The sequence below is a fragment of the Candidatus Nitrotoga fabula genome (genome assembly GCF_905221025.1).
Classification (GTDB): Bacteria; Pseudomonadota; Gammaproteobacteria; order Burkholderiales; family Gallionellaceae; genus Nitrotoga; species Nitrotoga fabula.
Window position 1 is genome coordinate 1 of sequence record NZ_CAJNBL010000005.1, and the last position, 24,837, is coordinate 24,837.

26 protein-coding genes are annotated in these 24,837 nt (G+C 60.7%); all 26 read right to left on the bottom strand.

The window, feature by feature from the left end:
- Positions 1 to 299 precede the first annotated feature (299 nt).
- A complete protein-coding gene (locus KJA68_RS00930) occupies positions 300 to 1,814 on the bottom strand; it encodes a hypothetical protein (protein WP_213035049.1) in 1,515 nt (504 codons plus the stop codon).
- A gap of 373 nt (positions 1,815 to 2,187) precedes the next feature.
- Positions 2,188 to 3,519, bottom strand: coding sequence for a hypothetical protein (locus tag KJA68_RS00935; RefSeq protein WP_213035050.1), 1,332 nt, complete (start codon positions 3,517 to 3,519; stop codon positions 2,188 to 2,190).
- Positions 3,520 to 3,755: 236 nt separating this feature from the next.
- Positions 3,756 to 4,322, bottom strand: a complete 567-nt coding sequence (locus tag KJA68_RS00940) for a hypothetical protein (protein WP_213035051.1) — start codon at positions 4,320 to 4,322, stop codon at positions 3,756 to 3,758.
- Positions 4,323 to 4,353: 31 nt separating this feature from the next.
- Positions 4,354 to 6,765 carry a type II secretion system secretin GspD gene (gspD, locus tag KJA68_RS00945; protein ID WP_213035052.1) on the bottom strand — a complete coding sequence of 804 codons (2,412 nt, stop codon included), beginning with the start codon at positions 6,763 to 6,765 and terminating at the stop codon, positions 4,354 to 4,356.
- A 48-nt stretch (positions 6,766 to 6,813) separates the two neighbouring features.
- On the bottom strand, positions 6,814 to 7,578 hold the full coding sequence (locus KJA68_RS00950) for a hypothetical protein (RefSeq protein ID WP_213035053.1): 765 nt from the start codon (positions 7,576 to 7,578) through the stop codon (positions 6,814 to 6,816).
- Entirely contained in the window at positions 7,575 to 8,171 is a 597-nt protein-coding gene (gene gspM, locus KJA68_RS00955) for a type II secretion system protein GspM (protein ID WP_213035054.1), read from the bottom strand. The genes KJA68_RS00950 and gspM overlap by 4 nt, the downstream gene beginning before the upstream one ends.
- Positions 8,171 to 9,382 (bottom strand): PilN domain-containing protein, encoded by a 1,212-nt coding sequence (locus KJA68_RS00960; protein WP_213035055.1) that lies wholly within the window; start codon positions 9,380 to 9,382, stop codon positions 8,171 to 8,173. Before KJA68_RS00960 ends, gspM begins: the two co-directional genes overlap by 1 nt.
- Positions 9,379 to 9,552, bottom strand: a complete 174-nt coding sequence (locus tag KJA68_RS00965; protein ID WP_213035056.1) for a hypothetical protein — start codon at positions 9,550 to 9,552, stop codon at positions 9,379 to 9,381. The genes KJA68_RS00960 and KJA68_RS00965 overlap by 4 nt, the downstream gene beginning before the upstream one ends.
- Positions 9,553 to 9,685: 133 nt before the next feature.
- Complete coding sequence (locus KJA68_RS00970) at positions 9,686 to 10,642, bottom strand: type II secretion system minor pseudopilin (RefSeq protein WP_213035057.1); 957 nt, start codon at positions 10,640 to 10,642, stop codon at positions 9,686 to 9,688.
- Entirely contained in the window at positions 10,639 to 11,319 is a 681-nt protein-coding gene (locus KJA68_RS00975; RefSeq protein WP_213035058.1) for a prepilin-type N-terminal cleavage/methylation domain-containing protein, read from the bottom strand. The genes KJA68_RS00970 and KJA68_RS00975 overlap by 4 nt, the downstream gene beginning before the upstream one ends.
- Positions 11,316 to 11,768 (bottom strand): type IV pilus modification PilV family protein, encoded by a 453-nt coding sequence (locus tag KJA68_RS00980; RefSeq protein ID WP_213035059.1) that lies wholly within the window; start codon positions 11,766 to 11,768, stop codon positions 11,316 to 11,318. The genes KJA68_RS00975 and KJA68_RS00980 overlap by 4 nt, the downstream gene beginning before the upstream one ends.
- Before the next feature lie 59 nt (positions 11,769 to 11,827).
- Positions 11,828 to 12,283 (bottom strand): GspH/FimT family protein, encoded by a 456-nt coding sequence (locus tag KJA68_RS00985; RefSeq protein WP_213035060.1) that lies wholly within the window; start codon positions 12,281 to 12,283, stop codon positions 11,828 to 11,830.
- Positions 12,271 to 12,726, bottom strand: a complete 456-nt coding sequence (gspG, locus tag KJA68_RS00990; protein ID WP_213035061.1) for a type II secretion system major pseudopilin GspG — start codon at positions 12,724 to 12,726, stop codon at positions 12,271 to 12,273. Before gspG ends, KJA68_RS00985 begins: the two co-directional genes overlap by 13 nt.
- 76 nt (positions 12,727 to 12,802) lie before the next feature.
- Positions 12,803 to 14,017, bottom strand: coding sequence for a type II secretion system F family protein (locus KJA68_RS00995; RefSeq protein ID WP_213035062.1), 1,215 nt, complete (start codon positions 14,015 to 14,017; stop codon positions 12,803 to 12,805).
- 8 nt (positions 14,018 to 14,025) lie between these two features.
- Positions 14,026 to 15,723 carry a type II secretion system ATPase GspE gene (gene gspE / locus KJA68_RS01000; protein WP_213035063.1) on the bottom strand — a complete coding sequence of 566 codons (1,698 nt, stop codon included), beginning with the start codon at positions 15,721 to 15,723 and terminating at the stop codon, positions 14,026 to 14,028.
- A 118-nt stretch (positions 15,724 to 15,841) separates the two neighbouring features.
- Positions 15,842 to 16,627 carry a zinc-ribbon and DUF3426 domain-containing protein gene (locus KJA68_RS01005; protein ID WP_213035064.1) on the bottom strand — a complete coding sequence of 262 codons (786 nt, stop codon included), beginning with the start codon at positions 16,625 to 16,627 and terminating at the stop codon, positions 15,842 to 15,844.
- The gene (gene prmA, locus KJA68_RS01010; RefSeq protein WP_213035065.1) at positions 16,561 to 17,451 is read right to left on the bottom strand and encodes a 50S ribosomal protein L11 methyltransferase; all 891 of its coding nucleotides are present in this window, start codon (positions 17,449 to 17,451) and stop codon (positions 16,561 to 16,563) included. Before prmA ends, KJA68_RS01005 begins: the two co-directional genes overlap by 67 nt.
- A 1-nt stretch (position 17,452) precedes the next feature.
- Positions 17,453 to 18,808 carry an acetyl-CoA carboxylase biotin carboxylase subunit gene (gene accC, locus KJA68_RS01015; protein ID WP_213035066.1) on the bottom strand — a complete coding sequence of 452 codons (1,356 nt, stop codon included), beginning with the start codon at positions 18,806 to 18,808 and terminating at the stop codon, positions 17,453 to 17,455.
- A gap of 3 nt (positions 18,809 to 18,811) precedes the next feature.
- A complete protein-coding gene (gene accB, locus KJA68_RS01020; protein WP_213035067.1) occupies positions 18,812 to 19,252 on the bottom strand; it encodes an acetyl-CoA carboxylase biotin carboxyl carrier protein in 441 nt (146 codons plus the stop codon).
- A 2-nt stretch (positions 19,253 to 19,254) separates the two neighbouring features.
- On the bottom strand, positions 19,255 to 19,698 hold the full coding sequence (gene aroQ, locus KJA68_RS01025) for a type II 3-dehydroquinate dehydratase (RefSeq protein WP_213035068.1): 444 nt from the start codon (positions 19,696 to 19,698) through the stop codon (positions 19,255 to 19,257).
- Positions 19,699 to 19,766: 68 nt separating this feature from the next.
- The gene (locus KJA68_RS01030; protein WP_213035069.1) at positions 19,767 to 20,180 is read right to left on the bottom strand and encodes a PIN domain-containing protein; all 414 of its coding nucleotides are present in this window, start codon (positions 20,178 to 20,180) and stop codon (positions 19,767 to 19,769) included.
- Between the two features lie 14 nt (positions 20,181 to 20,194).
- Positions 20,195 to 20,404, bottom strand: coding sequence for a hypothetical protein (locus KJA68_RS01035; RefSeq protein WP_213035070.1), 210 nt, complete (start codon positions 20,402 to 20,404; stop codon positions 20,195 to 20,197).
- Positions 20,405 to 20,687: 283 nt separating this feature from the next.
- Entirely contained in the window at positions 20,688 to 21,845 is a 1,158-nt protein-coding gene (locus KJA68_RS01040) for an FAD-dependent monooxygenase (RefSeq protein ID WP_213035071.1), read from the bottom strand.
- On the bottom strand, positions 21,842 to 23,146 hold the full coding sequence (locus KJA68_RS01045; RefSeq protein WP_213035072.1) for an aminopeptidase P N-terminal domain-containing protein: 1,305 nt from the start codon (positions 23,144 to 23,146) through the stop codon (positions 21,842 to 21,844). The genes KJA68_RS01040 and KJA68_RS01045 overlap by 4 nt, the downstream gene beginning before the upstream one ends.
- Positions 23,139 to 23,837, bottom strand: a complete 699-nt coding sequence (gene murU, locus KJA68_RS01050; RefSeq protein WP_213035073.1) for an N-acetylmuramate alpha-1-phosphate uridylyltransferase MurU — start codon at positions 23,835 to 23,837, stop codon at positions 23,139 to 23,141. Before murU ends, KJA68_RS01045 begins: the two co-directional genes overlap by 8 nt.
- The gene (locus KJA68_RS01055) at positions 23,834 to 24,826 is read right to left on the bottom strand and encodes an aminoglycoside phosphotransferase family protein (RefSeq protein ID WP_213035249.1); all 993 of its coding nucleotides are present in this window, start codon (positions 24,824 to 24,826) and stop codon (positions 23,834 to 23,836) included. The genes murU and KJA68_RS01055 overlap by 4 nt, the downstream gene beginning before the upstream one ends.
- Positions 24,827 to 24,837: the final 11 nt, after the last annotated feature.

A 24,837-nucleotide genomic window follows, 5' to 3' on the forward strand; every position in this document is an offset into this window, starting at 1 on the left:
TCGCAGAATTTTCCTTACCAATTTTCCTTACCGTCGTCTGCTGCGAAACTGTTTTTGGATGTTTACGCCGGTTGCAACGGCTTGTCAACTTTTTTGCATCCAGTTGCATAAAAGATACAAGAAACAAACAGGGGTGCAGATTGCTCCACACCCCTGTTTGTTTTTTACGCTGTTACCGGAGCCGCCTGCTTCCCAGTTGCCGGCAGGACGTGGAACGCCCCGCCGTAAACCGGGCCGCGTGAAGATCCGCGGTTCCGGAGTATCCTGCATGGCTCCGGGCCGGGGCCGAGCAGAACTCGTTATGGTGCTTGTATTGAGTCTTCCACCTGCAGACTGCCGCTGATGCTGGTCTCGTACTTGTGCTTGAAGCTGCCGCCGTAGGTGGCCATCACGCCCGGAGCCGCATTCAGGTTGACGAAGTCCTGCACCATGAAGCCGATGACCGGCAGACCATAGTAGGTGTGGTTGCTGTTATTCGAAGACTGTTTCTGGCCATCTGCGTCAAAGTGCATGCGCACCCAGCCGTTCTGGAAGCCTTCTGCGATCGCAATGTTCACCGAATGAGCCGAGCTCAGGATGTTGCTGTCGTTGAAGGTGATCACGTTGGCTTCCCAGCACAGCGCGTTGTTCACGCCGGGTGGGGGTGGCGAGAAGCCGCCGACCACTTTGGTGCGCTCTTCGCGGTCATAGTACTCGATGTCCACCGGTTCGCACGCACCGTTTTCCCAGAAGGTGGAGGTGAACGGAGGCAGTGCATGGTGGCTGTCGTGGTTGCTGTTGTTCGGATCCTTGATCGGCACCGAGTAGCGCTTGGTCGGCATCGTCACCACCCAGTCGGTTCCGGACAGGGTTACGTTGTCCAGCACGAACTCGTTGATCACGGCGCGGTGCATCAGCAGCGCGTTCACCGCGTTGACCGAATCCTTGCTCCAGTCATCGCCCTCATATTCGCCAGTATCGAACCAGTCGGTATCGACCACGTGCTGGTCGTAGAACACCAGGCTGCGGTTGCGGCCATGGCGCAGGTCAGGCTCGATCGAACCGGCCTGGTGCCATATCTCGTGGTACGCAAAGTTGTCGATCGCAACCGGGTCATAACTGAAATCGGTTCCGGATCCCGGAGCAATCAGCGACGCGGAACCGGTCAGGCCGCCGGTTGGCGTACCGATATTCAGCTTTAACTCGTCTCCGGATTTCAGGCCCTGCAGCTTGGAGCAGTCATCCGGAACGCCATCCGCGTGGGTGATGTATTCGACATAGTCCTCATTGTGGATCTCGCCCATCTCGATGATTTCGATATAGCCCTCGCGGGTACGATCCAGGGATGCAGTTTCGCCATCCGCACCGCCGATGTTAATGCCGTTGGCTTTGGGATTGCTCGAATCAATCTTATCTTCGTTATCCACCGTGCCGGTGTAGGCATAGTTCACGAATGCCTGGCCGCCCGCCGGAATGGCTGGCGTGGTGCAGGACTTGTCGGCAGTCACCACCTTGGCGCCGCTGCCGGTATCGACCACGGCCGCGGTCCACATGTCATACGGGGACAGATACAGGTTAAAGTCCAGCACTTCGCGGCTGTTCCTCGATTCGACGAAGCGAACTTTCACCGCCTTGACTTCACCAGTGGTATTCACCAGGGACAGGTAGGTGTCCATGCCGCCACGGGTGGTGTAGTACGGATACAGCAGCACCTGGCCGGTGCCGTCTGCATTGATGTACATGCCGTTGCCGGGACCACCTGCCATCGCCATGCTGGACGCGCCGATACCGGCTGCCAAAGCGAGGTGTATTGACTTTCTCTTGAAGTTTTTCATTTTTATTCTCCTTATTATTTAGAGTTGGTTGGCAGAATTGCAGGGTTCAGCGTCGACCCCCTTAATTTCTGTCAAGTTCCTGTCGAGGCAGTATGGCCAGTTCTCACGCATCTTCCCGTCTGCGCGCCTTCCTGCCAGACCCAGTTTCCCATCAGCCATGTATCGCAGAATATTCCTTCCCACCGTCTGCTGCGAAACTGTTTTTTAATGTCTACGCCGGTTGCAACAGCTTGTCAAGCTTTTTTCATCCAGTTGCATAGATGATACAAAAAAACCGGGGTGCAGATTTCTCCGCACCCCGGTTTCCGGTTTCGCTTCCGCCAGTCCAGCGGAACCGCATGCAACCTGCGGTTCCGGCGAGCCTGCCTACGCCTTAGTATGCGTAATGGCAGGACTCATATCTCTGGTTCACGTCACCAGAAATGCAGGTCTCATACTTGTGCTTGAAGCTGCCGCCGTAGGTGGCCATCACCCCGGGAGCCGCATTCAGGTTGACGAAGTCCTGCACCATGAAGCCGATGACCGGCAGACCATAGTAGGTGTGGTAGCCTTCTTGGTTGCTGTGGCCTACCTGCTGATGGGCCTCATCGTCAAAGTGCATGCGCACCCACGCACCGTTTTCCCAGAAGGTGGAAGTGAACGGAGGCAGTGCATGGTGGCCGTCGTGGTTGCTGTTGTTCGGATCCTGGATCGGCACCGAGTAGCGCTTGGTCGGCATCGTTACCACCCAGTCGGTTCCGGACAGGGTTACGTTATCCAGCACGAACTCGTTGATCACGGCACGGTGCATCAGCAGCGCGTTCACCGCGTCCACCGAATCCTTGCCCTCATATTCACCAACACCATTCCAGCTGGTGTCCACCACTTGCTGGTTGTAGAACACCAGGCTGCGGTCGCGGCCATGGCGCAGGTCAGGCTCGATTGAACCGGCCTGGTGCCAGATCTGATTCCAGGTAAAGTTGTCGATTGCAACCGGGTCATAGCTGAAATCGGTTCCGGATCCCGGAGCGACCAGCGACGCGGAGCCGGTCAGGCCACCGGTTGGATCGGTAATTTGGAGCTTGCTTCCCAGATCGGAGTACTTCAGCCCTTGCAGCTTGGAGCAGTCGTCCGGCACGCCGTCCACGTGGGTCAGCGCTTCCAGGAGATCGTCATTGCCGTAGATTTCACCCATTTCGATGACTTCGATATAGCCCTCGCGCGTACGATCCAGGGACTGGGTCTCGCCGTCGCGGCCGCCGATGTTGATGCCGTTGGCGTCGGAATCACCTGAGTCGATCTTGTCTTCGTTATCCACCGTGCCGGTATAGGCGTAGTTCACGAATGCCTGGCCGCCCGCCGGGATCATCGGTGTGGTGCACGACTTGTCGGCAGTGATCACCTTGGCGCCGGTGCCGGTATCGACCACGGCCGCGGTCCACATGTCATACGGGGACATGTACAGGTTGAAGTCCAGCACTTCACGGCTGTTCCTCGATTCGATGAAGCGCACTTTCACCGCCTTGGCATAGCCAGTGGTGTTGATCACGGACATGTAGGTGTCCATGCCGCCACGGGTGGTGTAGTACGGGTACAGCAGCACCTGGCCGGTGCCATCCGCATTGATGTACATGCCGTTACCCGGCCCCCCTGCCATCGCCATGCTGGACGCGCCGATGCCGGCTGCCAGGGCGAGGTGTATTGACTTTCTCTTGAAGTTTTTCATCGTTTTTTTCCTCGGTTGTTAAACACACAAAGCTTCAACGCTTAAAGGTTTCGACTCAACCGGATGCAACCCCCGGTTTTTTCTTGCCTCTAAGACTGAATCAAGGCTTATAGATCATGTCAAATAATTGCTACAGTCGACTTTAGAAATTACTGCAATGTCATTGTATCTCATGGTTCTTTGCTCCTACAAGTTTTTTTTCTCCATCCTTTCCCCTTTATGTCTGTTGATCGCCATTATTTTCTCGGGACAAACCACCATACGCCATCCTGCAACAGCCAGTTTTCCGGCAGGCGAGTTTCGATGGATTTCATGTCGCGATAGCCATATTCCAGCGCAACCTGGACATCGCACTTCTCCTGCTCACAGCGCACCGATTCCACATTGGCCCGTTTCCAGGTTCCGCCACGAATCCGGTCTGCATACGCCTGCTGCGTGACCCGCTGCCGCGTTCCCGGGCTCAGGTACGCATACGCCGCAGAAAAATCCCTTTTAATCAATGCGTCCCAGCGTTGGGCGGCCCGCTCGGCCACGATTTTTTCCGGTTCCGCCGTTGCTGCCGAAGGGGAACCGGTACCGGTTCCGGCACAGCCTGCCACCCCGATCCCGACCATCAGCGCCGCCAGCGCTCCAATACTTCTCCGGTTTTTTTTACCTGCCTGTTCAGCCAATCCTGCCTCCTGATGAATCATTAGTAACCATGAAGCGCATGGTCGCCCTTGCGCAGATTGCCTGTCAAGAATCCGGGCAATCCGCATCCCGCAACTGTGGTATTTTTGCAACACTTCAGGGTTTGCAACCAAGCGCGCTTGCCTGCGCGGTTGGCTGCCCCTGCTATTTTTTCTGGGTTTCCGGCGCCGGCGGAACGACCTTCTGCAGCATTTCGCTCACGCTGGCCGGCTTTTTCAGCTGGCTGCCCAGCTTACCGAGATCGCCCAGCACATCGCCCAGGCCCGCCATCTTTGACCGCAGCTCATTTGTAATCTCCTGCGCCTGCTGCGGATTGGAAATGGTTTTCGGGGTAATCATCAGGATCAGCTCGGTGCGGTTGGACTGCTGGTTCTGCACCCCGAACAGGCCGCCGAGCACCGGAATGCGCGACAGGAAAGGCAGCCCGCTGGTGGCCTCGGTCTTGTTATCGGTAATCAGCCCCCCCAGCACCATGGTTTCACCGGATTTGACCACCACCGTGGTTTTCAGCGCGCGCTTGCTGATGGTGGGCGAATTGATCGAGGACGTGGTGGTAATCGATGCCTGGCTGACCTCCTGGTCGATATCCATCGTGACCTGACCGCCGGAATTGATGCGCGGCGTGACCGTCAGCAGCACCCCGGTATCGATGTACTGGATGGATGCGATCAGGCCGGTGGCCGAGCCTAGGACCGACTGGCTCTGGCTGGTGATCGGCACGCGGTCACCGACCTGGATTTTGGCCTGCTGGTTGTCGGTCACCATGATATGCGGCGAGGAAATGACCTTGACGCGCGAATCGTTGGCCAGCATGTTCAGTGTGGCGGACACGCCGCCGGGCACGCTGCTGTTGCTCCACAGGTAGGAAAAACCCGGAGTCAGCGCGGCCAGACCGGCGGCGCCCATGTCCAGCTTGCCGTTGCCGCTGCCATTGGTGAAGGCCCACTCCAGTCCGTATTTCAGGTCGCCGGCCAGCGTAACCTCGGCGATGGTGACGTCGATCAGCACCTGGCGCGGCTGGATATCCAGCTTGCGTATCGCGGTTTCCAGTTTTTCGTAGTTCGCCGCCGAGCAAAGGATCAGCAGGGCGTTATTATCCTTGTCCGCGAGGATGCGGACTTCTCCCCTGACCGCCACGCTGTCGCCGGCCAGCCCCTGCTGGTCTGCGGACTCCTCACCCAGAGGCAGGTTCCCGCCCGCTCCCTGGGGCTGGCCCGGGGCTGGGGCGACGCCGAAGGAACTGGTAAAAGTGCTGCTGGTGGTCTGCGTGCTGGTGGACTGCAATGATCCCATGGCCATGCCGGGGGCAAGCGAAGCGCCTCCCTTGCCTCCCGTGGGCACGGGAGTGCGGTTGAATACGCCATTAAGCAGAATCGCCATTTTCTCCGCCATGCCGTTCTGCACCGGGTACACGAACAGGCGCATCCCGCCGCCCACCCCGCCGCTGTGGTCCAGCCGTTCGATCCAGGTCTTTGCCTGTTCCAGATACTTGGCCTGCTGCGTAATGACCAGTATGGCATTCAGGCGTTCGATCGGCACCAGCTTGACCACCCCGGCCAGCGGGCTGAGCGCCTTTGCACCGAAAATCTTGTCCAGGTCCGCCACCGCCGTCTTGACCTCCACGCTTTGCAGCGAAAACAGGCCGATGGACATGCCGGCCAGCCAGTCGACATCAAACATGGTGATGGTGCTCTGCAGGTGCCGGAGTTCGCGTTCGGTCCCGGAAAGGATGATCAGGTTGCGCGCTTCATCGATGCGCACCGCACCCGCTTCCGAAGCAAACGGCTCCAGGAGCTTCAGCATTTCCTTGGCGGCGATGAATTTCAGCGGCGTGATCTGCACGCCATACCCGCTGCCGTTCGGCAAAGCCAGAGGGTCGCCCCCCAGTTGCGGCGTGACCGAGCCACGCGCCGCGGTCGCCGCCGGCACGATCTTGTATATCCCGTCTTCCAGCAGGATTGCCGCTCCGTTCATGCGCAGCAGGGTTTCCAGCGTGGGCAGCAAATCCTTGCGGCGCAGCGGATTGCTGGTATGCAGGTTGATCTGCCCCTGCACCTTGGGGTCGATGGTATAGGATGCATTCAGGAGGTCGCCGACAATGGCCTTGACCACCTCGCGCAGGTCGGCCCCGTCGAAATTCAGCATCGTTTCATCCTTGGGGTCTGGCTTGGCACCGCTGTCCGCAGCTGCCGGAGCCGGGGCCACGGACTGGATGAACACTCCGCTGCCCGGGAAAATTTTGGCCTTTTCCTGCTTGCGCGCGGCGGGAGTTGCCTTGCCGCCCGTCTTGCCGTTCGCTTCGACTCCGTGCCCGTTGCCCGGGTCCGCCTTGTGAGCGTCGTCCGGGTCTGCGCCCTCACTGCTGTCCGGCTCATGCTCCGTTGCAGCGGGGAGGTCGCCCGCCTCTGGAGCCTGCCCGGAAAGCGGTCTTGCCAGCTGCGGCTCCACGGAAACCTGCTTCGCTTCCTTTGCCTTGAACGGGTTTGCGCACCCTCCCAGCAAAGTGAGGGTTACCGGGATCAGTACCCAGTGCAGTTGCGTTTTTTTTATGCACATTTTCTATTCTCTATGTGTGATTGCCGTTTCTCAAATCGATGCAGGCGCTTACTGCTGCGCTCGCTGCCGCAGTGCACGTCGTCGTTCCACAAAGGACGGGGTCGCCGGGTCGCCGTCCGGAGCCACCGTCACGGGCGCCGGGGCAGGCGCACCGGAGGCAGGAGCTCCCGGTGCTGCCGCCGTTCCGGCCGGAGCCGCAGGTAGCGACGTTGCCGGAGGGACGGATCTTGCCGGCTGTTTCGGCCCGGTCTTGACCTTCAGGATCAGCACCTCGCTCTCCTCTCCCTGCGTGAAGGTGATTCTATCCGGTTCGAGTTTCTCCACCCGCATCCCGTTGATTTCTTCGCCCAGTTCGGCGCGGACGGTCTTGCGCGTCGACATCTCGCGCAGCAGGGCGATATTCTTTCCCTGGGCGATGATGATGCCATCCAGCACGAACTGTCCTTTGCGCATCCTTTCCTTCGGCGGCTCTTCCACCTCTGCCTTCTCCTCCTTCTTGGGGGGCGGAGCGACCGCTGCCTTGCTCTTCCGCGCATGCTGTACGGAAGCATGTGCGGAAGCAGCCTGCGGCAGCAGGGAATGGCGGCCAGGCACGAACAACGGCCGCGCCAGAATCTCGCTGTACGCCGGGTCAAGCGGCAACAGGTCGAAATCGGGCTGCAGCGGCAGCACGGCCGATTTGGCCTTTTGCAGCATGGGCTGCGGCAATTCGGCCCGCAGGCGGCTGCCCCAGCCCAGCTCGGTGCCGATCACCCCGGCCAGCAGCGCGATCAGGGCCAGCCATGCCAGCGACGGGATGCGGACAGCATTCATTTTTTCCCCGCCTCCATCGTCGCATCCGCAACCAGTGCATAGCCGGAAACATCGAACTGGGCGACCAGTTCCGGATTTCCTGCCGGCGCATCCCTGCTCCCCCCTTTGCTCTGCGAGCGGATGCTGATGTTATCCAGCAGCAGATAGGGACGCACGGTTTCGATGGCATACAGGATTTTCCTCAGCCCGGGCAGGCGGCTGCTGAACTGCACATTCACGGTAATCCGGCGATAGCCGTCTTCATCGCGATGCGGAGCGACCTGCATGCTGATCAGCCTGCCCCCTCCGGCATCAATCAGGCTTTTTGCAATGCTCTGAATCTCGGCAGCGGCCAGCGCCGGCCCGGTGTCCATCAGAAAATGCTGACGCCCTGCCCGTTTCTGCACCTGCTCCAGCGCCAGGCTGACTTCGCCCCGGGTCGCAGCCAGTTGCCGGTAGCGCGCCAGATGGTCGACCATGTTTTCCAGCGCCTCGTCATAATGGCGGTGCAGCATGCCGACTGGAACCCACACCAGCGCGATGAGGGCCGCCAGGAACAGCAGCAGCAGGGCAACGGCCAGGTAGCGGCTTTCTTTCTTGTCGAGCGCGCGCATCAGGGTCTGGCCCCGGGATACGGCGGCGCTTTTCCGGCGCTGCCGCCGTTTGCCGGCCTGCGCGGCGCTGGCGCAGCCGTTTCCGGAACCGGTGCGGTCAGGATTTGCGCGGTCAGGTGATAGCGCTCGCTGCCGGGCAGGTCGCCCTTGGTCAACGGCGAACGGAAATTGGCGTCGCGCAGCAGACGGGAGTTTTCAAACAGCGCGATCAGGCGCGAGGATGACCCGGTTTCCCCCTGGATTTGCAGTTCGCTGCCCTTGAGGCTGAACTGCTGCACCCAGGTATCGTCCGGCAGCAGGCGCGACAGCTCGTTCAGCAGCACGACCAGCGGCGGGGCGAACTGCTTTTTCAGCAGCATGAAGTTGTACTCGGCAGCCAGCTTTTCCTGCTCGCGCCGCAATGCGTCGATCTCCATTGCCCGCTGCTTGGCCCGGTCCACGACGGGCAGCAATGCCAGCACGGCCTCGCGCTTCTGCCAGACCGGAATGGCCAGGGCGGCTGCGCCCACCAGCAATGCCAGCAGAAGCAGGCCGGGATGGATGCTGCGCGACCGGGTCTGGGGCTGGGGCGTGTTACGCCCGGCCGGCATCAGGTTCATGCTGGCGCCGCCGGGCACAGCCGTGCCCGCCGCATACGCGGCAGTGGCCGTGGCTCCCCAGCTCGCCAGCAGGTTCAGCAGACCGTCCATCTCCGCGCGCGGTACTGCCACCAGCCTGAGACTGATCCGGTTGTTCTGGTTGTCCACGCGCAACACACGAAAATCGAAGTACACCTGCTCTGCCTTGAACGGGGTATGGCGATCCATTTCAAACCCCAGCACCTGACGCAGGTTTTTGGCTGCCGCAAGTGGCAGCTCGACCTGTTTCGTCAGACACTGCGCGGGACTGAGCCACAGTGCAACCGCCTCGTCGCGCTTGCGCAGCTTGCTGAAAAGGCTGCGGAAGGCAGCGCCATCGGCATCCGGGCTGCCGGGCTGGCGCTCAATCCGTCCCTGCTCGGCCAGGCTGCCCTGCAGCCAGCGCTGCAGCACGATGGAGCGCGGAGTCATCTCGATCAGCAGCGCATCCGCGTCACTCGCACCGGGCTGGCGCAGCCAGGAAGGCAACAGCGCGGCGAGTTCATTCGTCCACCAGCGCCAGAAGCGGCCTGCGGCGGAATTCTTGTCTAAAGCAAGGCGCGGCAGGCGCGCAGCCGATAATTTATTTCTCATGTAAAGCGTATGGCTCGCATCGGACCTGTCCTGTATCCCTGATGCCGGCTCAGCGGCGGCTTGCCCGCCACCGGCGGTGCATGGGCACGGCAGGTCTTGTCGTTATTATTTCCGGGTATCCGTCCGGCAAGGGTGCATATCGGGTTGCCGCGCGCGGCTGCCCGGAGCATTCATGCCGGTCGGGGTTGATTCCCGACAAAGTGTCGGAACCGGCCTGCATGCCAAACCAGGGGAGGCAATCCTGCTCTCCTGCTCCTTAAGTCCGCACAAACCGCAAAGGGTTCCCTTGCGCGCGAATTATTTTTAATAACTGAATCCGGCTCCATCCCGATGGACTCCATCCTGATAAACCAGAGGCCTCGGGGCAGCCTGGCCTTCCTTCCAGGAATAGAAAGTGGTCTTGCGCGCGGCGCCGGGATTTACGCCTGCGATCGTTTCCCGCACGAAACGCGTGCCATCCGGCAACGCCGCCTCGGCGCGGATACTATACACGGAACCTTCGCTTCCCGCCACTACGGTGGCCTGGGCCATGAACGGGGGGGGCGGCAGGTTTTTTATCAGGGCATCCTGGCGCGCAACCAGATACATATCCACGATTTCCGGGGTGGCGCCAGCCAGCGCAAGCAGCACCTGCCGCGGCGCAATTGCGGCGTTGACTCCCGGCTGGCGGGAATCTACCGTCAGCGCGCCTTCCAGGCTGGCATACAGGGCCGGGGTCATCCCCAGCACCCGCTGCAATTCCTCGATGTTTTCAAATGGGGCATTGGTCGGGCGGAACGGCAGGCCGGCCGCCTGGTATTGCGCGGCCTCGGCACCCCTGGGCCGTGGCAGTTCGTCCTCGTCGCGCCAGTCCACGATCGCATCGGTCAGCACCACGCTTTGTTCTTCGGTCAGCCCGACGCTTTTCAGCAGTCCCTTCAGCAAGTCGTCGGTTGCGGTGTTGAGGTCGATCTTGCCGGTCACATCCAGCATCGTGACCGTTACCCGGGCATCTCCGAATTCCCACTGGCGCGCCAGGCCGTCGCCCCGCCATCGCTGCATGTCGACCGGTGGCCGGAACGCTTCATAGAGCGCGCGCTGCACTCCCGCATCCGCCGCCGCCTCGGCGCGCGCCTGCGCGGACAGGTTCTGCCCGAGCCGGGTATCCGTGCGCATGCTGTAGACAAAGCTGGCGGCAATCACTGTCAGCAGCGTGGTTGCCCACAGCACCAGCACCAGGGCGATTCCGCGCTGCCGTTTTTTCCGGTTCATGATTTTCATTCACTCACGCAGCGATTGGCAAGGTTGTCCCACATGCAGCCGGTATCCATCCCGATCAGGGGCGCCACCACCAGATCCGGAAAAGGCCGGCCATCACTGAAGCGCAGCCGGAGGCGGATCAGCAGGGGCAGCCGCTGCTGGGTGTCGCGGATGCCCCACTGTTCCTGCCAGTATGGCGGGGAGTCTTTACTGTCTGCGCCAAAATAGGCAAAGCTGAGTTCTTCCACCTGCTCCGCCAGCACGATAGGCTCGGCCTGCGCCAGAGGGTTGAAATCCACGCTGTTGACATCCGGCATCGCGGTTCTCATGACCAGCTGTCCGGGGCCTTCTTCGTTCCGCGCCAGGTCGAGCCCGATCTGAAACAGTCCTCCCGGCCCCGAGCGCACCGAAAGCGGCGCGACCATCCGGATGAAGCCGGGCTGGCCGATGAACGCCAGGTTCATGTCCGGTTTTTTTTTCCATTTGTACGGAATCGCCTGGCTCAGCTCGCGCCGCAAAAAACCCTGCAACGCGGACAGGTGCGCCGATTTTTCCACCCGCGCCTCTCCTGCGTCCCAGCTGCGGGCACCCAGCCGCATGCCGGCAAACAGCAAGGCCAGGATAAAACCGAGCAGCGACATGGCAATCAGCAGCTCAAGCAGGGTAAAGCCGGCAACGCGGCCGTTGCGGGTATTCAAAACGCTGCCCCGCTAGCCAGGCGCAGCGTGGCCAGCGTGGCCAGGCGCGGTTTTTCTGCATCGCCCCACTGCACCTCGACTTCCACCAGCAGGAGCGACACCGGCATGAGCGGAACCGGCTGCCCGGTCTGGGAGATCTGGGCGGCTTCCCCGGAAATCTGCATCTGGGGCTCCCAGTACGGACGGATGCGGACGAACCAGCGGTGGCCCGATTCATACTCGCCAAAACTTTCGCCCGACTTCAGCGGCGTCTCGATACCGACGGTCGCCAACCTGCTTTGCGCCAGCAGCATGGCCTGCTGGTATTCGTCCACGTTACGCGCGTTGCGCAGGCCGCCGGAAAAAATCCGCATCGACACCCCCAGGATCAGCGACAGGATGACGAACGCCACCAGCACTTCCAGCAGGGAAAAACCGCGGCGGGTTCTGTGCGTGCGGGGAGAAGTCATGCGCCGGCCTGCCATGCAGCCCAAGTTTTCGCAATGTCCGGGCGCAGCACGGGCAGCCTTCAATTGAGCACGGTGACCCGGCCGGTCAGCCAGTCCACGTTGATCTCGTATTTGCGCGTACCGGTGGCTACCGTGATGCGGCCGCCGTTGGAGCTTCCGTCCGGATAGAAACGGATCGCGCCCATCCCGTCCGGCCGCAGGTCGGACTGGGCGGTGACCAGGGTATAGACCAGGCTGGCCGGCAGGTTGTAGCGCCGCCGGTCCCCGCTCACCATGAAATTGCGTTTTTCCACGTCCAGCACCAGTAGCGCCTCTTCTTTCTGCCTGACGGCCTCATTGCGCGCCTGGCGCAGGCCGGCCGCAATCTGCCGGGTTGCACCCTTGAGCTCGGTGCCGGGCTGGCCGGCAGAGAACATCGGCACGGCGAGACCGTAAACCAGCGCCAGCAGCAGCAGCACCACCAGCAGTTCCAGCAGGGTGAAGCCGGCACTGGCGCGAAGGGTTATTCTCCCCAATTATTGATATCCTGGTTTTCTCCTTCTCCACCTTCCCGGTTATCCAGTCCCAGCGAGCTGAGGTCGTAATCCCGGGTGTTGTGCTGGCCGGGGGAAACGTACTGGTAATCGTTACCCCACGGATCCTTGGGCACGGTCTTGGCTCCCTTGACATAGGGGCCGTTCCAGCCGGTTGCCCCGGTCGGCGCCTCGATCAGCGCCGACAGTCCTTCCTGGGTGGTCGGGTAACGCCCGACTTCCAGCTTGAACAGTTCCAGGCTCTGCCCCAGCTGCTCAATCTGCAGTTTGCCGGTTTTGGTCTTCGAGGTTCCCAGGTAGTCCATCACCTTGGGACCGACCAGGCCGGCCAGCAGTCCGAGAATGACCAGCACGACCAGCAGTTCCAACAGGGTAAATCCCCTGTTTCGCGATATCCGGCTGATTGGGTTTATTCTTTTTGTCATGAGTTCTCTCCAAATATATAGTCTGTTTTAAATTTCTGCCTGCGAGCTTCCGTGCCGCCCCCGTTTCTCCTGCTGCTTACATGGCCAGATCGTTGACGCTGAGGATGGCGAGCAGGATCGACATGATGATGCCGCCGATCAGCAGGCCCAGCCCGAGGATCAGCACCGGCTCCATCAGGCTTAGCATACGCTTGACCGTGGTTTGCACCTCATTGTCATATACATCGGCAATGCGTAGCAACATTTCTTCGAGCTGGCCGGTTTCTTCGCCCACCACGACCATGTGGACCGCGAGCTTGGGAAACAGGCCGGTTTCCATCATCGGCTTGCCCAGCCCCAGCCCTTCCTTGAGCTGGCTGGCCACATGGTCCAGCCCGGCCGCCATCACGCTGTTGCCCAGGGTTTCCTTGATAATGTAGAGCGCGTTCAGCAGCGTGACTCCATTGCCGAGCAGGGTGCCCAGGCTGCGGCTGAAGCGAGCCACTTCGATCTTGGACACCAGATCTCCCACCAGCGGCAGGCGCAGCAGAACGCCATCCCAGCGGTAGCGGCTGGCAGGATTGGCCAGCTGCTGGCGCACCAGCAGGTATATGGCAAACCCGCCGAGCAGCAGCATCCACCAGTCCTGGCGGATGAATTCGCCCGCGCTGATCACGATCTGCGTCGGCAGCGGCAGGGTTTTGCCGGATTGCTCGAACATCTGGGAAAACTGCGGCACCACGAATACCAGCAGCAGCATGACCGAGCTCACCGCTACCAGCATCAGGATCACCGGATAGATCAGGGCGGAGGTTACGGTCTGCTTGAGCGCGCGCGCGCGCGCCATGAATTCGGTGATGCGCGTCAGTACCGGGCCCAGCGCGCCGCCCGCCTCTCCGGCGCGCACCATGTTGAGGTAGAAGCGGGAAAACACGCCCTTCTGCGCCTCCATCGCCGCGGACAGCGAGGCGCCGCCGCGCACGTCGTCCCGCACCTGGACCAGCAGGTTGCGCACCTTTTCATTCTCGGAAAGTTCCACCAGGATTTCCAGGGCGCGGTCCAGCGGCAACCCGGCATGGAGCAGCGTTGCAATTTCGCTGGTGAACGTGGCGATCTCGGCCTGGCTGAGCCGTTTCGGGCGCAGCCAGGCAAACGAAGTGCCTGCCGCGCTGTGCACTTCCCGCGCCTGTTCCACCAGGATCGGGATATAGCCCATGCCCTGCAGGCGCTCTGCCACCACCTCGCTGCTGCGGGCTTCCATTTCGCCTTCGAGCGTTTCGCCGTCTGCGGCAACCGCGTTGTACCGGAACATTGGCAAGGTCAGCTCTCCCGCGTTACGCGCAATACTTCCTCTATGGTCGTGACCCCGGCCATCACCTTGCGCAGACCGCTTTCAAACATGGTGCGCATGCCTTCCTCGATCGCAAGCCTGCGGATTTCTCCAGCCGTGGCATGCCGCATCACCAAAGTGCGGATACTGTCGCTCATGGACAGGATTTCCACGATATTGACCCGGCCGACATAGCCGGTATGCCCACAGGCCGGGCATCCGACCGCGTGGTACAACATGATCGGGCTGGCATCGCTATAGCGGTGCAGTTCCATTTCTTTGGCAACTTCGGGCAGCACCGGGCGCAGCTCGCGGCATTGCGTGCACAGCGTGCGCACCAGGCGCTGCGCCAGAATGCCGATCACGGTGGAAGTCAGCAGGTAATCATCCATGCCCATGTCGAGCAGGCGATTGACTGTGGCGGCGGCGTCGTTGGTGTGCAGCGTGGACAGCACCAGGTGGCCGGTAAGGGCGGCCTGCACGGCAATCTGGGCGGTTTCCAGGTCACGGATTTCACCGATCATGATGACATCCGGGTCCTGGCGCACGATTGAGCGCAGGGCATTGGCGAAGGTCAGGCCGATCTGCGCCTTGACCTGGATCTGGTTCACGCCTTCCATCTGGTATTCCACCGGGTCTTCCACGGTCAGGATCTTGACGTCCGATTTATTCAGGGTTTGCAGCGCGGTATAGAGCGTGGTGGTTTTTCCGCTCCCGGTCGGGCCGGTGACCAGAATGATGCCGTGCGGCTGCTGCAGGATATCGAGGAAAATTTTGAGCGTGTCCGGTTCGAACCCCAGCCGGGAAAATTCCAGGGTCGTGCCGCTTTTATCCAGTATCCGCATCACCACGCTTTCGCCGTGCATGGTCGGGACCGTGGAAACCCGCAGATCGATTTCCTTGCCCTGGATGCGCAGCTTGATGCGGCCGTCCTGCGGCAGGCGGCGCTCGGCAATATCCAGGCTGGCCATGATCTTGATGCGGGATATGACGGCCCCGGCCAGGCGTCGCGGCGGCGACTCGACCTCGTGCATCACGCCATCCACCCGGTAGCGCACGACCAGCCGGTTTTCAAATGGCTCGACATGCACGTCGGAGGCGCGCGCCTCCAGCGCATGGCTGATGATCAGGTTCACCAGGCGAATTACCGGCGCCTCGCTGGCAAGATCCTTGAGCTGCTGGACATCGTCGCCCCCCCCTTCTTCATCCAGGGTTTCGATATCGCCGACGATATCCCCCATGGAAGTCTTGCCGCCCCCGCCATACAGGCGCTCGAAGGCGCTTTCCATATCCTGCTGCACGGCCACGCGCACCGTTACCGTGCGGTGGGTGAGCAGCGCAAACGCATTGATGACATACTGGTCCAGCGGGTCTGCCATTGCCAGCACCACCTGCTGCCCGTCCTCGTGCAGCGGCAATACCAGAGATTCTTTCAGGAAGCGCACCGACACCTGCTCTTCCAGCAATGGCAGCTGCGGGTAATCTTCCGGTCCGGCCAGCTCCAGACCGAGCTGGGCCGCCAGTGCTTCGGCAACGTCACGCTGAGAAACCGCTTCCTGCTGTACCAGCAGCGCGCCGATGCGCTTTCTTTCGCCGTCTGCCCTGCTTTGCAGATCGAGCGCCTTCTCCAGTCCGGCGGAGCTCAGCCTCCCCTGCTCGACCAGCCATTCTCCTATGCGTTTCTTCAACTGGATGCTTTCTATACGAAAAAGTACGAAAATGGTATCACGAACGCGCCGCTCCTTCCCTGCGGCCCGCCCTGAAATTCACTATGATGCGCAACCCGCTGCAAAGTTCGCCCGGCCGCTAGGAATACGACAGCAGCAGGCGGTATCCTGCCGGTTTGAGGTCTTCCGTGTCCAGGTACAGTTCAATGGCAATTTCCTCGCTGGGCGGGATTCCCTGTTTTGCATCCTGCTCCGGCCTGAGATACTCGTCCGGAGTAAAGGTGCGGCGCGCCAGCGCCTCATCGGAAGTATCGGTCAGGGTCAGCTCAAGATCGGGATAGCTTTGGGCATGAGTCGCACGGTTATGCAGAATGGCATACAGCGTGACGATGGCCGGCTGCTTCGGCGCAGATTCCATCGCAGAGGACACGATACGCAGCTGGCCGAGATCCTGCGGGAGCGGGAGGGTGCAGCCTAGCAGCCGGCAGTAGCCAACAATGGCAGGCCGGGCAGCCGGCAGGTATGCGGCGAGCCCGTTGCGAAACAGATACAGCGCCTGCGCTGCGACCAGCAGCGCCATGACCAGCGCGGCCACCCCCCACTTCGGCTGGAATCCGGCATGTCTGTCCTGTGCCGATCCGGCTGCGGCGGTTTCGACCCCTGCTACGCGGAGGGTGGCGTGAAACGGGACGTCCGTTTCACGCTGCACGGGCACAGGTTGCTGCTCAACCTGCTGCGTTTGAATCGCATTGAACACCGTCCGGCAGCAGCCGCAACGCACGGTTCCCTGGCATGCATCCAGCTGCTCCCGGGTGACCCGGAAGCGCGTGCCGCACTGCGGGCAGCGGGTAACGGCAGTCAACGCTTCTTTCCCGAGATACAGGCCCAGCCTTCTTCCACGGTGGGCGGGCCGCAGTCGAACCACTGCCCGTAGATTCCGGCCACATCCGCAGCCTGTTCGCCGAGTATGCCCGACAGCACGATCTGTCCGCCATCACGGGTCAGGCTGGCCAGCAGGGGCGCAAGCACCTTGAGCGGGTTGGTAAGAATATTGGCGACCACGATATCTGCGGGTTGCGGTGTAGCCTGGTCCGCCTGGAAAAATTGCGCATCGACCTGGTTGAGCCGGGCATTGTCCCGGCTGGCCTGCACCGCCTGGGGGTCCACGTCCACGCCTGTTGCACGGGCTGCACCCAGCTTGAGCGCGGCAATGGCCAGAATGCCGGAGCCGCAGCCATAATCCAGTACCGATTCCCCGCCGCGCAGGTTCTGGTCGAGCCAGCGCAGGCACAGGCGGGTAGTGGGGTGGCTCCCGGTGCCGAAGGCCAGACCGGGGTCGAGCGTGATATTGATGGCAGCCGCATCATGCGGACTATGCCAGGTGGGAACGATCCACAGGCGCTCAGAGATGCGGATCGGGCTGAACTGCGCCTGCGTCATGCGCACCCAGTCGTTGTCGGGCAGGATGGCGGTGGTATAGGCGGGAATCTGCTCCAGCCCGATGGCGCGTGCCGCTTGCTGCACCACGGCATCAGGCTGTGCGCCTTCCTCCAGCAGCGCGGTAATCCGGTTATGCGGCCAGAGATGGGGCGCAGGCTCGCCCGGTTCACCGAACATGGCCTGTTCCTGCGGGGTATCGGCATCGGCATCAAGTATGTCCACCGCCAGCGCACCCAGGTCGAGCAGGGCTTCGCTCAGCCCCTCGGCCTGATCAGCAGGTGCGGAGATCGTCAGCGTAAGCCAGGCCATGTCATTTTACCTTGATGCGTTCGGCCAGCTTGTGTTCCAGATAATGGATGCTCGTCCCTCCGCGCAGGAAAGCGGCGTCCTGCATCAGTTCGCGGTGCAGTTGCAGGTTGGTCTCAATGCCTTCCACCGCCATTTCGGACAGGGCGGTATGCATGCGTGCGATCGCCTGCTGGCGGGTGTCGCCGTAGGCTATGATCTTGCCGATCATCGAATCATAGTGAGGCGGCACAAAATAATTGGCATACACGTGCGAGTCCACACGGATGCCCGGCCCCCCCGGCGTATGCCAGGTGGTAATGCGGCCGGCCGATGGCGTGAATTTGTACGGGTGTTCCGCGTTGATGCGGCATTCGACGGCATGTCCCCTGAGGTTCACATCGCTTTGCTTGAAACCGAGTTTCTCCCCGGCGGCCACCCGGATCTGCTGCTGCACGATATCTATGCCGGTAATCATTTCGCTGACCGGATGCTCCACCTGCAGACGGGTGTTCATTTCAATGAAGAAAAATTCTTCGTTTTCATACAGGAATTCAAATGTGCCTGCTCCACGATAGCCGATCTTGCGGCAGGCTGCGGCGCAGCGCTCTCCAATTTTGTTGCGCAGGCGTGTATTGAGCAGGGGCGCCGGGGCTTCTTCCAGGACTTTCTGGTGGCGGCGCTGCATGGAGCAATCGCGCTCGCCCAGATAAACCGCATTGCCGTAGGAATCGGCCAGCACCTGAAATTCGATGTGGCGCGGGTTTTGCAGGAATTTTTCCATGTACACCATGGGGTTGTTGAATGCCGCCTGCGCCTCGCTGCGGGTCACAGACACCGCATTGAGCAGCGCAGCCTCGGTGTGCACCACGCGCATGCCGCGCCCGCCCCCGCCGCCCGCGGCCTTGATAATGACCGGATAGCCAATGCTGCGCGCAATCTTGGTCACTTCGGCCGGATTGTCCGGCAGCGCCCCGTCCACTCCGGGCACGCAGGGTATGCCAGCTTTTTTCATGGCGTTTTTGGCCGACACCTTGTCGCCCATCAGGCGGATGGTTTCCGGGCGCGGCCCGATGAAAACAAACCCGCTTTTTTCCACGCGCTCGGCAAAGTCGGCATTTTCGGACAGGAATCCGTAACCCGGATGGATGGCCTGCGCATCCGTCACCTCGGCTGCGCTGATGATGGACGGAACGTGCAGGTAGCTCTGGTGCGACGCAGCCGGGCCGATGCACACCGATTCATCGGCCAGCTTGACATATTTGGCATCCGCATCCGCCTCGGAATGCACAGCTACCGTCTTGATGCCCAGCTCGTGGCAGGCACGCTGGATGCGCAGGGCGATCTCTCCCCGGTTGGCGATCAGGATTTTTTCAAACATTGCTTAACTGATCACAAAAAGAGGTTGACCAAACTCAACCGGCTGGCCGCTTTCCACCAGAACCGCACTGATTACGCCATTCTGGTCCGCTTCGATTTCATTGAGCAGCTTCATCGCCTCGATGATGCACAGGGTATCGCCAGCGCTCACGTTCTGGCCTACCTCGACAAAAGGCTGGGCACCAGGAGAGGGACTGCGGTAGAAGGTGCCGACCATCGGCGATTTCACAATATGGCCTTCCGGTTCAGCCGGTTGTTCCGGCGCTTCGGTCAATTGCGGAGGCGTGGCCAGCGCGGACAGCTGCTGGGGAGGCACGTACATCTGCTGCACGGTTGCCCCGGAGCGGACGATACGCACGCGCTCTTCGCCCTCGCTGATTTCCAGCTCGGCAATGCCGGAGTTTTCCACCAGCTCGATCAAGGTTTTTATTTTTCGTAAATCCACGACTAACTCCTGACAGAATATTGCAGCGCATAGCGCACTGCGAGTTCATAACCGGTTGCACCCAAGCCGCTGATCACGCCAATCGCCAGATCGGAGAAATAGGATTCCCTGCGGAATGGTTCACGCGCAAACACATTGGAAAGATGAACCTCAATAAAAGGAATAGAAACTGCCGCCAGCGCATCGCGCAATGCCACGCTGGTATGGGTAAAGGCGGCAGGGTTGATCACAATGAAACCGGTACCGTCCTGGCGCGCCGCATGGACACGTTCGATCAGGGCGGATTCGGAATTACTCTGGAAATGCAGCAGGTTTGCGCCGTGATTTTGCGCTAATTGCTGCAAATGGCTGTTAATTTCTTCTAAAGTAACGTGGCCGTACAACCCCGGCTCGCGACTGCCGAGCAGGTTCAGGTTAGGACCATGTAGAACCAGGATGGTTTTCATGAGCACAGTTTGCCGCAAGTTAGAACCAATTGTACATGTTTTAACAGAAATTAAGTGAAATAAAAATTTTATGCGGAACGCTGTTCCTGCAGGCGCTTGCGCAATTCTGCCACGGTAAGAACGGGCGGGATGAAGCTTCCGCGCAGCGCGACGATTTCTTTTTCAACGCTTACCAGCGCATTAACCCTGGCCTTGTGCGCTACAGCCAGGAATATCTGGCAGAAAGTGCCATGCGAGGGCATCCAGCTGGACAGGACGGCATCCTCGCAGTAGGGAAAAAACTCTTCCAGCAGCCGATCCTGTTCCGGGACCGACAGGTTGAATGCTGGATATTCCAGCGCACAAAACAGGTCTTCTCTCGTTGCATGGCTCATTACCGGCCGGATTGACCGGCTCTGCCAGGCAGCTCTGAGCCACGCCAGGTTGCCATGGGTGAACAGCAGCGCAGAGAGAATTATATGGGTATCGAGGACAACGCGCATAGCATCCTTAACTATTATTCTTTTTGGGTACGCGCCCAGGTGATGGCGTCAGCCACATCCTGCTCGGAAATGCCTGCGGCCATCAGTTTTGCACGCACCGCATCGGCAGTCGGGGCAGAATCGGCTTCCGGGCCGGCGGCTGCCTCCTCCTGTCCGGAGATGTCCTTGCGGCCGAGGTCATCCGGAGGCGTGGCCTGATTGTTTGCAGTGGTGTTGATATTCATGACAGCTACCCGGGCAGCTAAAATAATGAGGCTGAATTGAAAAATTATACCGAAAACAACAGCATGGAGCAAACCCGGCTCCTCTTTGCGCGGGGAACATGCCTTGCGGCCCTGCCTGCGCCGGGAGAAAATTTGCACCGCTGCCGGAAGCTTCTGGCACGAAGATGCAAAAGCCGTTTCAGACTTTTTCCAGATCGGGATTATATCGAATTGCAATCGCAATACAAATAATTATTGTTTTTTACCAGCCGAAGGTTCTCATTCTTTCTGCTTGGGTTCGGCGCTAACCGTTGGTGCCGAACATCATGCGCCGGGCGACGAATTTTTTTACGCCCGGAAGGCAGTCCAGCAGGGTCAGCGCCGCTGCGCGCGCACTTCGAACGAGTAGCAGATCATTGGAAAACAGGCTGACCAGGCCGTCGGTGAAACGGGTGCCGGCCAGACGGTCCAGCCTGCGCCGCTGGCAATAGCCGGACAGCATCTCGCTGGAGCCATGCGCACCGGGAGACGAATCCAGGATTTCCTGTGCCAGTTCCCATGAATCCCGCAGGCCAAGGTTGAACCCCTGTCCGGCCACGGGATGCAGGGTCTGCGCCGCATTGCCGATCAGTACCGTATGCGGCAGCGTAAGGTTGGGGGCATACTTCATGCACAGGGGAAAGCTGGTGCGCCTGCCCATGGTCAGGAATTCCCCTACCCGGTCGCCAAAGTGCTGATGCAACCGGGCCAGGAAGACGGCATCGGGCCAGGCCAGCATTTCCTGTGCCATTTTTTGTTCTGCCGTCCATACCAGTTCGTATCCGCCCCTGAACGGCAGCAGCGCCAGCGGCCCCTGCGCGGTGAAACGCTCGAAGGCAGTGTCCGGCTGCGGATGGGCGCAGGTGACATGGGTAATGACGGCGGATTGATGGTAATCCCGGATCCTGGGGGGATGGGTGGCTTCCAGCAGCTTTCCGCCATCCGCCACCACTGCCAGCCTTGTCTGTAACTGACAGGTCTCCCCGTCGTGCTGGTAGGTGATGGATGCCCCCTGGTCCGTACTTTGCAGCCGGGTGACGGCTGCACCGGTGAGACAGGTTGCATCGTTCCCCTGCAGAACGCGGTTCAATGCATTCTGCAACTCCGTGTAGGGCAGCACATAGCCCAGCGCCGGCACCTCCAGCTCTGCCGCCCGCAGCAGGGTGCGCCCGAAGGAGCCTTTCTGCGAAACATGTATGTCCCGGATCGGAGAAACCTGGGCGATCTCGCGCCATACCCCAAGCCTTTCGAGGATCTGGCGACTGCCGCAGGACAGGGCCAGGGCGCGCGGGTCATCTCCCGCGTGCTCCTTTCTGCGTGCTTCGAGCATGACGATGCGCAGGCCACTGTCGCGCAGGGCAAGCCGCAGCGCGCTGCCTACCGGACCGCCCCCGATGATGGCGATATCGCAATCCGCATTCATCGGCGCCCCATTAGTTCCTCGATCGCACTGACGGTTCCGGGTACGGCTTCAGTCAGCACCTCGCACCCCTGCGCAGTAATGAGCACGTCATCTTCAATGCGGACTCCGATATTCCAGAGAGCCTGCGGCACATCATCCGCCGGACGGATATAGCAGCCTGGCTCGACGGTAAATGTCATGCCAGGCTGCAATGCACGCCACCTGTTTTCCAGCTTGTAGGCACCGACGTCGTGCACGTCCATACCCAGCCAGTGGCCGGTTCGGTGCATGTAAAAACGCTTGTAGCTCCCGTTTTCGAGCACATCCTCCAGATTTCCGCGGCACAATCCAAGATCGATCATTCCCTGCGCCAGCACGCGCACGGCCGCTTCGTGCGGCTGATTCCAGTATGCGCCGGGAAGGGCGGCAGCCAGAGCGGCGGCCTGTGCTGACCATACCAGTTCGTACACGTCCTTCTGAGCGCCGGTAAAACGGCCGTTTACCGGAAACGTGCGGGTAATATCGGCTGCATAACCATCGATTTCGCAGGCCGCATCGATGAGCAGCAGCTCGCCGTCGCGCAGCCGCGCGTCGTTGCGGATGTAGTGCAGGACGCACGCATTGCCGCCGCCAGCAACAATGGAGGTATAGGCAGGTGCCTGCGCCCCGCTTCTGCGAAATTCATAAAGCAGCTCTGCCTCGATCTCGTATTCCATTTTTTCCGGCAGGGTCGCACGCATCGCGCGAATATGCGCGGCCGAAGAAATGGCGGCGGCGCGGCGCATGATGCCCAGCTCGGCCTCGTCCTTGATCAGGCGCATTTCATCCAGCAGCATCCGTATGTCATGAATTTCATTCGGCGCGCTGATCCCGCTGCGCGCCTTTGCCTGCACACCGGCACGCAGCGCGAGTATCCGGTCGTCCCAGGATGCATGGGCCCCCAACGGGAGAAACAGCGCAGGCTGATTCCCCATCAGCGCCCCCAGTTTTTCATCCAGTTGTGCAATGGGAAAAGCCGCGTCCAGGCCGAATCTTTCCTTTGCGCCCTCCGGCCCGTGGCGGAAGCCGTCCCAGGTTTCGCGCTCGGCATCCTTTTCGCGGCAGAACAGGATGGATTGCGGCTCGGCGCCCGCGATCAGTACCAGTACGGCTTCGGGTTCATCAAACCCGGTCAGGTAGTGGAAATGGCTGTCAAAGCGGTAAGCATAGTGGGTATCGCTGTTGCGGAAGACCTCGGGGGCAGTCGGAATGACAGCAATCCCCCGCTGCATCTGGTTGATCAGGCGATTGCGACGACAGGCATGAATGGCGGCTTCAGACATGGGGGATATTGTGCTGCGAACGCAGCGCATTGTCGAGTTTTTCCAGACGCTGCCGGGTTCCGATATCCATCCACAGGCCGTGATAGTGTTCGCCTCCGACTTTTCCCAGGGCAATCTGGGCACGCAGCAGCGGCGCAAGCGGGGCATGGGTACCACGCGGGATCCGGGCAAACAGTCCGGGGTGATAAACCCCTATGCCGCTGAAAGTCAGTGCGGGTTTTCCCTGACAGACCCGGCCTCCGTCCAGGCCGAAATCACCGTCCGGGTGGTGCACGGGATTGTTCACCAGCACCAGGTGGGCACAGTCTCCGTTTTGCTCCATTTCGGCAACCCGTTGCGGAAGCAGGGCAAAATCGTAGTCGCTGTAGAGGTCGCTATTGACCACGGCAAATGGCTCCCCGCCCAACAGCGACAAGGCATGGGCGATGCCCCCCGCCGTTTCCAGAGCCGGATTCTCGGGGGAGTAACGGATACGCACGCCAAACCGGCTGCCATCCCCCAGCGCCGTCTCAATTTGCCCGCCCAGATGCGCGTGATTAATGACCAGCTCGACAATGCCTGCCCTGGCCAGCTTCTCGATATGCCAGACGATAAGCGGCTTGCCGCCGGCCTGCAGCAGGGGTTTTGGGGTGTGATCGGTAAGCGGGCGCATGCGTTCTCCCCTGCCAGCCGCCAGCAGCATGGCCTTCATGAAAGGAAACCCATTGCCGGCTGCCTGTTTTCCAGCGCATCCAGAATTTGCAGCAGAGGCTTCAGTTCCACGTAGCGCTCGCAAGCGCTGCGCAGGTACTTCATGACCAGCGGCATGTCCTTCAGGTATCCATCCTTGTGGTCGCGATGATGCAGGCGCGCAAAAATTCCCAGCACCTTCAGGTGGCGCTGGACGCCCATCCACTCGTAATCGCGGAAAAAATCGGCAAAGGAAAGGTGTACCGGAAGCCCTGCCTTGCGCGCTTTTTCCCAGTAACGGATCAGCCAGTCGAGCGCGTCGGCCTCCTCCCACTCGATGTAGGCATCCTTGAACAGGGAAACCAGATCATAGGTGATGGGCCCGTGAACGGCATCCTGGAAATCCAGAATGCCAGGGTTCGGAAAGCTGACCATCAGGTTGCGCGAATGAAAGTCACGATGCACGAAAACACCGGGCTGGGCCAGATTGTTCTGGAGGATGCGCTGAAATACGTTTTCCAGTGCAGCGCATTGCCTGTCATCCAGCGTGACCCTAAGGTGCCTCGCGACATACCACTCGGGAAACAGTTGCATTTCGCGCGCCAGCATCGCCCGGTCATAGGGCGGCAGTTCGTTTTCACGACTGGCCAGCTGGATCCGGATCAGCGCATCGGTGGCAGCACCATAGAGTTCGCGCGCGCTTTCGGCATTCAGCGCCTGCAGGTAGGTTTGGCAGCCCAGGTCGGACAGCAGCAGGAAGCCCTGCTCCAGATCCTGCGCCAGGACTTCCGGCACGTGTACCCCTGCTGCGCCCAATAACCGGGCAACATGGAGGAACGGGCGGCAGTCCTCATGTTGCGGCGGGGCGTCCATCACGATCCGGGTGCGGTCGGCAAAGGTAACGCGAAAATAGCGGCGAAAGCTGGCATCGGCAGAGGCCGCCGCGATCGTGAAATCCTGCCCTGGGAACTGTTTTTCCAGCCAGATCTGGACTTGCTGTTGGCGCTTCATAATGGGTTCAT